Below are 10,823 nucleotides of genomic sequence, written 5' to 3'. Positions count from 1 at the left end.
AGCCCTCACCTGACCAGCGGCGTATTTCCGCGTCTCCTTAACATATCGAGCGTACCGCGTATGCTTTCCAGCCTGCATTTGATCAGCAGCCTGCTGCCTTCATTGCGGGCGAAGAGAGAAGCAGCGATAATGTAGAGCATTTTACCTGCCAGCGTACCAAGAAGGCTAACCTTACTCCCAAAGCTGTTATGCATACATGCATTTGAAATCCCTTGATAATAGTACCTTTGTTGGATCCATTCCCGGGTCAACCGGCTGGCAGGGATAAAATGAACGACAGCCATCCCCGGATGATAAAGGATCGTTTTGCCTTCTTTTTTCATTTTATCGAATATCCAGGATTCCTCGCCTGACAGCAGCATGCTTCCTTTTCGGCCAAGATTCGTAGGGAATGAATGGTTTTCAAAAAAAGAACAGCGGATTGCCATATTGGCTCCATAAGGATGACGTTTCGGCGGATACTCCCTCACTGCGCTGCCCATATCCACAATCGTGTACGGCAATTCAAGCGATTTAATCAACCAGTCAGGGCGGTCGCTTTCAAAGTTAGGGCGAATAATGCCTCCAAGCGCATACACGTCCTGCCTGCTTTCGAATACGGCAATAATCGTGCTGATCCATTCGGAGCAGGGGATAGCGTCATCATCCAGAAATGCGATAATAGGTCCGTTCGCCGCCTGAATCCCTTTATTTCGCGCTGCAGACAGTCCTTGACTGGGCTCGAAGTAATAACCCACCTCCACATTACCCGTATTGCGCTTCATAAATGACTCCGCAACGCTGCGCGTATGGTCGGTGGAGTTATTGTCCACAATAATCACCTCAGCCTTATCGAGACTGGACAAGTCCTGCAGGGAGTCTAAGGTTACACGCAGCAAATCAGCCCGATTATAGGTGCATATAACGATGGAGACATGCGGCTGTTGGTTACTAGGCACCATGGATTTGCTCCCCTCCCCTGTCTTTTACTGATTAAAAGGCATCTTTAGAGCCCAGTAGTACAAATACGGTTTTAAATATAATTTTCATGTCGAATCCTATACTGCGTTTTTTGATATAGTTCAAATCCAGCTCGACCATTTGCTTGAAGCTTACGCTGCTTCTTCCGCTTACTTGCCAGAGGCCTGTGCAGCCTGGCGTTACTGCCAGCCTTTTTTTATCGTAATTCGTGTATTCTTTAACTTCGCTCGGAAGTGCAGGACGCGGTCCGACCAAGCTCATATCGCCTATCAAGACATTCCATAATTGGGGAAGCTCATCGATGCTCGTTTTGCGTAAAAACCTGCCTGCACGAGTGACCCTCGGGTCGTTTTTCATCTTGAACATCGCACCGCTGATTTCATTCTGAGCCTTTAATTGCTCCTTTAATTGTTCAGCATTGGACACCATGGATCTGAATTTGTACATCGGAAACTGTACCTCGTCCTTACCGACCCGATTTTGCTTGAAAAAAATTTTCCCCTTCGGGTCCTCGATCTTGATCCAGGCAGCTACAAGGACCAATAAGGGGAGTAGGAATATGATTCCGCATAAGGATAAGCTTATATCCAGCATACGTTTCATAAACAGATATGCAGCGTAGCTCTTCTCCTTGTGGGCTACATTGCCATAATATCTCTTGTGCGGTACAGCATAATCATAATCCTCCCGCAGTTCTCGCAAACCCATTGTCCCTACCTCCTTTAAGATCCAGTATGGACGGATACTGTTCTGTGATGAGCATGGAAGCCATGGCATCCAACACCGGGTGACGAAGATCCTTACTTTGCAGGGCAAAGCTTAGTGTGGTGAGAATATAACCGAGACGTTCGCCTACGTCAAAACGAATTCCGTCAAATTGATAGGCGAGCACCTGCTCGATTTGATTCAGCTTTTGAATGGCATCCGTTAATTGAATTTCTCCACCTGCTCCCTTCTCCTGAAGCTCCAAAAACTCAAAGATTTTGGGGGAGAATACGTAACGGCCCATAATTGCCAAATTGGAGGGAGCTGTTCCAGGCTCAGGCTTTTCCACAAAATCATTCACCTGATACAACCGATCCTGCTGTCTACCTGGATTAATAATACCGTATCGGTGGGTCATATCTGATGGTACTTTCTGAACGCCTATAACTGAATTTTCGGAGCTCTCATATTGGTTAATAAGCTGTTTCAAGCAAGGAACCTTGCTAGTGACGATATCATCACCAAGCAGTACACCGAACGGCTCATTCCCAATGAATCTCCTTGCGCACCAGACAGCATGTCCCAAGCCTTTAGGCTCCTTCTGCCGGATGTAATGGATTTCCACTTTGGCGGAACGCTGTATTTCCCTCAGCATTTCCAGCTTGCCGGTTTCGAGCAGCTTGCTCTCCAGCTCAAAAGCGTTGTCAAAATGGTCCTCAATCGCTCGTTTCCCTTTACCCGTCACAATAATAATATCTTCGATCCCAGACTCAATTGCTTCTTCCACGATATACTGGATAGTTGGCTTGTTGATGATCGGAAGCATTTCTTTGGGCATTGCCTTCGTAGCTGGCAAGAACCGTGTTCCTAATCCTGCTGCAGGAATAATTGCTTTCTTCACTTTTTTCATCTCTCTTATCCTCCTATCGATTTGTGGAAGTTCCCTCTTATTTGTTTATGATCATACCCAGTATCCTGGCTCCTGATTGTTCAAGCCGTTCCTTGGCTTGTTTGGCCCACTCACGTTTAGTCCTGTCTTGTTTGACAACCAGCAGGATACCGTCGCTGTACTCTGCCAGCAGCCCGGCATCTGTATAATCCAATACGGACGGCGAGTCCAGAAGAACCACATCGTATTGCTGTTTTAAATGATCCAACAGCTCCGCCATTCCTGGGGAACCCAGCAGCTCCGAAGGATTAGGCGGCTGCCCTCCTGACGTAATCAGATGCAGATTGGGAAGTGCAGCCTTGGAAGTGCAGCCTTGGACAGGAGAAACCGACTTTAGATATTGGGCAAGTCCCGCATCACTCGACAATCCGTATATCGTGTGTAAAGAAGGCTGGCGTAAATTACAATCAACGACAATCACCTTCTGACCGTCCTGCGCAAAGGCGACGGCAAGATTGGATAAGGTGGTCGTCTTGCCTTCCTGTGCTTTAGGAGAGGCAATCATGAGGACGATTCCCTCGTCCGATTTTTTAAGTCTCTTGTGCCTAATTGAAGTACGTAAAGACCGATAAGTTTCGGCAACGGCAGAGTTTGGATCAGTCTCAGTGACAAGTACATTACTTAACAGTGACATAAGTTTGATCACTCACCTCTTCGCTCATGTTTTTAGATCTTTTTCGTTTGTTGGTTTTCTTTATCGTTCCAATCGTTGCAAGAACCGGCAAACCTACATAATGCTCAGCTTCTTTTTCGGAACGAAGGGTGTCATTTATATTTTCCAGGAAGAATACCACACCGAGAGCCGCCATCGCAGAAAGAATGAAACTGACGGCGAGATTCATCGCGATGCTGGCATTTTCCGGAGCAGGCAGTTTACCCGGATTAGCGGGAGAAAGAATCTTGACATTGTTCACATTCATTAAGCCCGGTACTTCGTCTATAAAGGTTTGTGCAATTTCGTTGGCAATCAGAACCGCCTTGCCATAATTGCTGTCTTCCACTTCAATTTTGATGAGGTTCGTTTTATCGACGGAGCTTACCTTCAGTTTCTTGTCCAACTGCTCTCTTGTCAGCTGCAGTTCAGGGTGGTTAGCAATTAACGTTTCGGTAATCGTGTTTGATTTAATGATCTCCTTGTAGCTTTCGATCAGATTTAGGTTCATGTTGACATCATTAAGGCTGATAGATTCAGAGTCCTTCATAACACTGTTGACCAGCAGTTGGTTAGTTGCAACATACACAGGCTGGACGAACGTCTTGCTGACGTAGTAAGTCATTACACAAGAGAGCAGAACAAACAGCGCAATCAACCATAGTTTTTTTCGAACTATGATGAAGTAATCAAGTATCGTTTTCTCCATGTCATCCTCCCGAATCATAACTATCGATTATTTTTGTTCAAAGTCGAGAACTCTGCTTATAGTGCGAGTTCAACAATTCGCCTTTCAGCACCGAGAATGTTGCAAGAAGGTAAAGAAGGAGGAGCGGAGTTTAGGCAAACCTAAATGAGCACCGCACTTCGAGCCTGAATGCAAGATTCGATGCCGAGCAGGCTTACAGTGAGACCTCGTGATCAAAGGGGGCTTTTTGAACTACCTCTTATAGATAAATCTTATAGTACCTCTGACACTTTGGGTATTACCCGATGTTATGATTTTTGCAGGTATTTTGTGCAGGGTCGCCCCCCTCTATTTAATATCTGAAAAGTATACTTTTGTACCAGATGAGCATCGTCAGCATGGAGGTGCTGCGAAAGCAGACCTTCTTCCAACTGCTGTTGCAACCAGAGTGTAGCAAATAAAAAAACCTCCCAACCGGACATAGCCGGTAGGAGGCAGAATAGGATGCACCCGAATCTTATGAGAGATAGTATTACTGGAAGTTTTGATGCATGGAGCCAGCAGTGTCCATAGAAAAGTTAACAAGTCCTCTGGAATGTGCGTATAAAGCAGCCTGAGTGCGATCGTTCAAGTTCAATTTACTTAGGATTTGGCTTACGTGTTTTTTAACGGTAAATTCAGTGACTACCAGTTTATCCGCGATGCCGTTGTTGGACAACCCTTCTCCGAGGCCAATGAGAACCTCACGCTCTTTGGGAGTTAGTTTATGCAGGTCATTGTCGTCATCTTTTTTGAACAAAATCTCCATCAGACCTGGGTCATAATATTTCTTGCCTTTGAAAATAAGCTTAATAGCCAATAACAATTCTTCAGGAAGCGCTTCTTTCAGCACATACCCTTCCGCGCCAGCAGCCTCGGCCCTTCTAACGTCCATCTCCATCATCGAAGAAGTCAGGATCATGCAACGGCAGGATGAATCCTTCAACTGCTCAACAACCTCAAATCCTGATCGGTTGCCCAGCTTAATATCTACAATAGCCAAGTCAGGCTTGGTTTCTTCGATCAACTCCATCGCTTCCTCAACCATTTCAGATTCTCCCATAATTTCGATATCGTGTTCAAGAGTCAGTACCGCCGACAATCCTCTTCTTACCAACGGATGATCATCTACAATAACAATCTTCATACTCAAGCACCTACTTTCGTATATTGGGAAATCTAATTTCTTTTTTCGTAATAATCAATAGGCATGATGACTAGGATTTGGGTACCCTTTCCTTGATGGCTGCGAATTTCAATAGTCCCGCCTAACGACTGCACAAGAAACTTCATGTTACTGACTCCAAGCCCGTTAAGCTTCGGATCGGATAGTCGCCCAAGTACATCAAAGCCCTCTCCGTTATCATTCACAACCAGCTTGGCTTCACCCGTCGCTAGAATCAACTCTACTTGAATGGAACTGCTGCACCCGTGCCGAATGGCATTACCAGTCGCTTCGGAAATAATCCTGAATAAGGCCTTCTGATGATTAACAGGCAGACGATGCTCGTCCCCTGTTACCTTCATGCGGATTTCCACCGTATGCAGCTTGGACAAGCTATCCAGATGGGAGGTGACCGTACTGACCCAAAAGGAACTACCGTTTTTTCTGGAGCTTAGACTATAAATGGACGAGCGCAGTTCTTGTGAAGCGATATTGGATGATTCCAGAATGAGCTGTAGCTGCTCCTTCAATTGCTTTTCCGGGATGTTGGGCCATTGTCGAATTAAAGAATGTGTGGCATACACAATACCGAACATATGCTGTGATACGCTATCATGCATTTCAGCAGCGATCCTGTTCTGTTCCTCAATAATGATTAATTGATTCTCGATGCGCTCAAGCTGATGCCTTTCGAGAACGATGGCACATAGCTCAGATAGGAAATAAAGCTGCTGAACGAACCAGTGTTTTCCTTCCTCCTGAGAATATGTTTCCATCTTGATACCGAGTACGCCCCAGAATCTTGTTGTAGATTTGACAGGCATAATCAAATATTCACCGTGAAAAAACAGGTTGACCAACGATGGGCTGTCCTGGCTTTGAAGCTCCTTCCATCTCGTTTCCATTGCGAAACCTATCGATGCCACGACGTCACTGCCTGTGGTTCCATGGACAATTAATCTTTCATCATCTTCATTGGCGTTTGAATCCCAAAAAAAAGCCATTTTCTGGTCGGTCAGCCTTAACGCAAACTCGGTAAATATCTTTCTTAGATTGCCTGATTCGCTTTGGGCTGCTGCTTCCACGATTTGATATAGCGACTTGATATGCCATAACGTCTCGTTGGTCCGTGTATTCGCCCTCTCCAGCTTGTTCTTCACATCGGTTAATATATGAACGAAAAATATCATGTGCAGGAGCATCAAGTAAAAATAGCTGTTATCCAATAAAAAAGTCCCAATCGATTCATAGTTGCCGCCAGACGTGTAATACAAAAATGATGTAGCAAGCAGCAAGTACCCCAGCAGCAATAAACAGCCGTAAACAGCAGAGGTATAGCTGGCCGCGATTAACAAAGGATTCATGACGCACCATAGAAATGGACTGCCGAATCCGCCTGTGAACAGGAGTTGAAGAAGCATCCCGACCATTTCCAGGCATAGAATTAACTTGAACATCCATGAGGACTTATCGATCCTTCTGTAAATGTCCGTAATCCCTTTTGCCAAAATAAACAACGCCAAAGTCATACTCAACTTAAACATGAATGGCGGATCCCTGTCCCCTAATAAATAAATCAGGGAGGTAAGCAAGAGTGAACAGTACCGAAAGAAATAAATTGCGCGGTCCTCTTTGACCGCAATTGCTTTCACCAGCATCACCATCCCTTATTGTCCTGTTTACTAACATGTTCTTCGTATTCAACTACACAATTACTAAGAACATTTGGCGATCTGATGATTTATTAAATCTCCCCTTTCTAACTATTCATTGCAACACTTATGTAGAGACTTCAATGTTAGTTACCCAAAAATCAGTTTTTGAAACATCTAAAATGTAAAAAATAAACAAATAGATTTTAACTATAAACTCTTATACAATTCGTAATTTCGATTATTTTTTGTGTCCTTTATCACAAAAATGAGTCTTTTTTGGGTGACTGGCCCTAAATTTACTGAAAATGCGTACCTAATATTTACCATTGGTCATGTAACGTTAACTTTTTTTCAGGATCATTCGGCCTCATTCCAAAACATGCAGTACTATTTGCTCTCCTACCAAAGTCTGACTTTTTCTATCTGTTTTTGATAAAAATATTAGTTACATTTCATTTATTTTCTGGTGAAGTACCAGGTCTTGATTTCATTTTAGTAGAAGATTTGAAATAAATGTTGTTGAGAATCGTTATATCTACTGTGACTTCGTGCTTCATTTGTGGGAACCATTGCTTTTTCCAGTTTTTCATCTGACTCTCCGTCATGATTCTTCGAAAATATTGTCCTATTCCAAGGGCATCGGCTTTATAGGCGTGCAGTCGGTTAATAAGCTTTTCCGCTTTTTTTTCGATATCTTCTTTAAGCAGCTTTGCAATATCATCGTCGGATAGGATATCTCTATTCTCTGCAATGACTACCTCCAATTTCAGCCGACTGTGCATACTGGGACCTGCATCCGTCCATTTCACTTTATGGCTAATGGTTGCCTTCTTGATCAAGACACTGCTGTTCTTCGAAACCTCTATCGTTCCGCCTGTATACTTTCTTTGAAAGGCATTGTAAATCAAGGTTTCATCCGAAGAAATATCACCGACCATTTTGTCCTTTCGCATAATGGCAGAACCTTCGAAATTATACAGGGTGTCGGTTCCTTTACTAAGAATAGGAATGGCCATATCCTGTGTATACGAATTTATATCACGAAATACTTCCCATAGCCGTTTGATTGTATTGTCGGGAGTCCACCCCGCCTGTTCACTGAAAAAATCATAGGAAGACAGCTCCGGATTGGATTGGATTTTGTGATACATCGTCTGCTCGAAATCACCTCTCACAATCCCGACCAATCCTTTTACCGAAATATCGTTTGCCTGTACTCCATAATTGACAATGTCATTAATATTATTTTTGGCCGTTTTTTCGCATATGAGAAATAACCTTAAATGAAGCAGGTCAACACTTTTTTCAGACTTCGTACGTATTTCATCCATAGCCTTGTTAATCGTCTGGGCCTCACCCTCTAAGTATTGGGACCCTTTCTTCTGAGGACTCGGAACCTGCAATATAATTTTGTAGGGCTGATCGCCATTTTTGCAAACCCCCATGACGACAGGCATGAGTCTTTTGTTAATATCCTTGGTGTCCCAACAGCTGGTAAGAATTCCGAGGCAGCCCAGACAGCACATAAAGAGTCCTATACGGATCATCGAGCGAGGCATCACGTGGAATTCCTCCTATACTTTGAACTCATCATCCATACCATCATAGGGATTACAAGGATACTGTACAAACAAAAGACCGTATTCCACGAATTCAGTTGATCCAGCCAATCCGTATTGACGATCATTGCACTAAAGACATACGACATGATGCCTAAGCCTATGATGGCCACTCCTCTTTTTCGAAAGGAAAACAGCTTTTGCAATAGGGTTGTCATGATCCAGAAGGATACGGCTGCTTCCACCATAGAGACGGCTATCGTAGAAATAATAAAAAATGTAGGCAGCCAATCAAAAATCACCCATTCCATATCGACCGTATCCGAGGTTAACACGACGGGATATCGCAAATAAATAATCGCTTCGGGACCAAAAATCAATAAGGGTACATAAACAGCGCACAGTCCAAAAAAGGAAAGCATCATTAAGACCGGAATGATATAACGCATGCTTACCTTAACCTTGAGACCTATCATCCCCAGAAACAAAAAACCAGTGTGGGCGAAAAACGACGAATAAAATTGTGTTTTACCGAAGAAAGTCATATGGGTATCTAATAAAGGGAAAATTTGTTGAAAACTAAAATTTTTGATGCCACTCATCAAGGAAAAAAGGATTAATGGCACACCGAAGGCACTCACTATTATCGCCCCTCGTGCTATAGAATGAATGCCTTTCCAAGCTGCATAAAAAGGGATTCCATAAAGTAACAATAGAAATAACATAGGGGTTTTGGGCAGGAGCACAACGTTAACCGAATCCAATTCCATGCGATGAGCAACGATGAAATTTACAAACAGAAAAATGAAATAGGGAATAAGCATAGCTCTTGCTATCCATTTTCCCGAAATTCCAGTGAATATATCGACAATATCCTTACCTGGAAAAGCGGATAATCCCTTAAGATAGACGCCGGTAAGAAGCGCCTCCAACAGAAAACCGATCAATATAGGTTCCCAGCTGCCCTTTGTTGCCGCTTCGATAATGTTCACCGGATACAGATAAAAAAACAAAGATAGATGGACAAGTAAAAATAAAATTAAAACCAAATTTTTATTCATCAGAATTCCCTCTTTTGGCGGTATAACTCAAATAAGGGACGGAAAAGGTGGTAATACTCCCCAAATAGAAACACAATAGAACGAGGGAGGACATTAAGCCGAAAATTCCATATAAAGCACTGAAAAAAATAACTACATACTTATACAATCGAATCGAGAGTGAATTCATATACGTTCCCAATGAAAAATGCGCAATGGTGGTAGCCGCTACGATAATAATCAAAAAATTACTCATCAATCTGGCTTGAACTACAGCTTCTCCAAGAATAATACCGCCAACCATCGTGATCGTTGGACCGATGCTCTTGGGGAGCCGAATACTCGCTTCAATAACCATTTCAATAATGATCAGCATGAGCAGGACCTCAACTAATACCGGGTATGGAACCCCTTCTCTGGAGTCTGTAATGGACACGGCAAGCTGAATTCGCAGAAGCTCAGGATTAACGGCATTGAGGACCACATACAAGCCGGGCATGGAAATGGCTACTAATAGAGAAATTACGCGAATAATTCGATATAGAATCATAAAAGGGACCGGATGATCCTGATCGGTTTTTACGGCCCAGAAATCCGTGACTATAGCAGGAAACGAAATAGCAAACGGAAAATGATCCAATAAAATCACGACCCGTCCATCCTGCAGATAATGCTTTGTCGTTACGGGAAGCTCTGAAGTCACATAGGTGGGGACGAGGCTGAACCGGGGCTGCTTTAATGCTTTCAATAAATGCTGAATATCGGATATGTCCATCATTTTATTCTCATTTAAGCAATCCTGAATAAGCTTGACCATCTTCGGGTCAGCCTGATCCTGTAGATAAAGAACCGACAATTCACGCGGGTAAGCAGAGCCTAAGGAATGTGATTGAATGATTAAGTCTTTTGACATCAGTTTTCTGCGCATCAGACCCACATTCAGCTTCATATCTTCGGTAAATGCATCCATGGATGTTTGGATGGGATTCTCGTTTTGAGCTTCGCCGATGCTCCGGGCAATATTAGGATGTAAAGGTTCAAACACCACATGCTCGATCTCATCCTGTTTAAAAACAATTAACATACCCCGCAATACAGATTTGACCAGTTCATCCAGGGATAGATTCACTCTGGCATTATAGGACAGTGACATATAACGAATCGGATCCATACCCTCTTCGGCATCGCTGAGCTGATTCACTAACAAATCCAGCGTTTCTTTAAAATTCACTAAGGACTGTAAATAACAAATATGTACGATTGTATGATTCAATATCGTTTCTGCACATATGAAATCGTAGCTATTTTCGAATATTTGGTTGATTTGTAATTGTGGTGTTTTTTCACACGATAATGACATTGGCCCCACCTCATCCTTATATTGTGATTTATGCCATTTTTTTATACAGCC

10 protein-coding genes are annotated in these 10,823 nt (G+C 43.2%); all 10 read right to left on the bottom strand.

Annotated elements, in window-relative coordinates; translation table 11 throughout:
- Positions 1 to 5: 5 nt before the first annotated feature.
- Positions 6 to 941: a glycosyltransferase gene (locus NST47_RS11465; RefSeq protein ID WP_341155257.1), complete on the bottom strand. Its 936-nt coding sequence runs from the start codon at positions 939 to 941 to the stop codon at positions 6 to 8.
- A gap of 31 nt (positions 942 to 972) precedes the next feature.
- Positions 973 to 1,668, bottom strand: a complete 696-nt coding sequence (locus NST47_RS11460; RefSeq protein WP_341155256.1) for a sugar transferase — start codon at positions 1,666 to 1,668, stop codon at positions 973 to 975.
- Entirely contained in the window at positions 1,637 to 2,575 is a 939-nt protein-coding gene (gene galU, locus NST47_RS11455) for a UTP--glucose-1-phosphate uridylyltransferase GalU (protein ID WP_341155255.1), read from the bottom strand. Before galU ends, NST47_RS11460 begins: the two co-directional genes overlap by 32 nt.
- A 37-nt stretch (positions 2,576 to 2,612) precedes the next feature.
- The gene (locus NST47_RS11450) at positions 2,613 to 3,248 is read right to left on the bottom strand and encodes a CpsD/CapB family tyrosine-protein kinase (RefSeq protein ID WP_341155254.1); all 636 of its coding nucleotides are present in this window, start codon (positions 3,246 to 3,248) and stop codon (positions 2,613 to 2,615) included.
- Positions 3,232 to 3,975, bottom strand: coding sequence for a YveK family protein (locus NST47_RS11445; protein ID WP_341155253.1), 744 nt, complete (start codon positions 3,973 to 3,975; stop codon positions 3,232 to 3,234). Before NST47_RS11445 ends, NST47_RS11450 begins: the two co-directional genes overlap by 17 nt.
- Positions 3,976 to 4,486: 511 nt before the next feature.
- Positions 4,487 to 5,140: a response regulator transcription factor gene (locus NST47_RS11440; RefSeq protein WP_341155252.1), complete on the bottom strand. Its 654-nt coding sequence runs from the start codon at positions 5,138 to 5,140 to the stop codon at positions 4,487 to 4,489.
- A gap of 32 nt (positions 5,141 to 5,172) precedes the next feature.
- Positions 5,173 to 6,702, bottom strand: a complete 1,530-nt coding sequence (locus NST47_RS11435; RefSeq protein WP_341155251.1) for a sensor histidine kinase — start codon at positions 6,700 to 6,702, stop codon at positions 5,173 to 5,175.
- Positions 6,703 to 7,265: 563 nt separating this feature from the next.
- Positions 7,266 to 8,372 carry a Ger(x)C family spore germination protein gene (locus tag NST47_RS11430; protein ID WP_341159660.1) on the bottom strand — a complete coding sequence of 369 codons (1,107 nt, stop codon included), beginning with the start codon at positions 8,370 to 8,372 and terminating at the stop codon, positions 7,266 to 7,268.
- Positions 8,372 to 9,433 carry a GerAB/ArcD/ProY family transporter gene (locus tag NST47_RS11425; RefSeq protein ID WP_341155250.1) on the bottom strand — a complete coding sequence of 354 codons (1,062 nt, stop codon included), beginning with the start codon at positions 9,431 to 9,433 and terminating at the stop codon, positions 8,372 to 8,374. The genes NST47_RS11430 and NST47_RS11425 overlap by 1 nt, the downstream gene beginning before the upstream one ends.
- A complete protein-coding gene (locus NST47_RS11420; RefSeq protein ID WP_341155249.1) occupies positions 9,426 to 10,772 on the bottom strand; it encodes a spore germination protein in 1,347 nt (448 codons plus the stop codon). Before NST47_RS11420 ends, NST47_RS11425 begins: the two co-directional genes overlap by 8 nt.
- Positions 10,773 to 10,823 lie beyond the last annotated feature (51 nt).

It is taken from the genome of Paenibacillus sp. FSL H8-0034 (assembly GCF_038000305.1).
GTDB lineage: Bacteria > Bacillota > Bacilli > Paenibacillales > NBRC-103111 > Paenibacillus_S.
Note: the sequence above shows the minus strand (reverse complement) of the source record. Positions and strands in the feature narration are given on the sequence as shown.